1 protein-coding gene is annotated in these 344 nt (G+C 32.6%); it reads left to right on the forward strand.

Annotation, left to right across the window (positions count from 1 at the left end; genetic code table 11):
• On the forward strand, positions 1-344 hold a 344-nt coding region (locus LJE08_RS13890), incomplete at both ends, for a hypothetical protein (RefSeq protein WP_370633281.1).

Consider the following 344-nt stretch of genomic DNA (forward strand, 5'->3'; position numbering starts at 1 on the left):
ATTTTTGGATTCGGATTTTTATGAATCAGATGTAGCCTATACAGGAGCTCCATCACATAACGGAAAGCGAGGGCTGGGTACTGATAAACAGCCCTTTTTAATAGTGCTTTCAACAGAACAAGAAAATCAGTATCCACGTTTTGTTAAGATGCAGGAAGTGACCACAGATTCAAGCAATATCATAAAAGGATATTTTGAAAAATATGTAAAAATGTCCAAAGAAAGAAAATTGAATACAGATGGCAAAACAACATACAATATCTTAAAAAATAGGATAGAAGTAAACAACGAAGTAATTGACTACGATAATGATAACCATCGATTATACTTTCTAAACAAGATCA

Origin of the sequence: Holdemanella sp. DFI.5.55, from assembly GCF_020593575.1 — a bacterium.
Taxonomy (GTDB): domain Bacteria; phylum Bacillota_I; class Bacilli_A; order Erysipelotrichales; family Erysipelotrichaceae; genus Holdemanella; species Holdemanella hominis.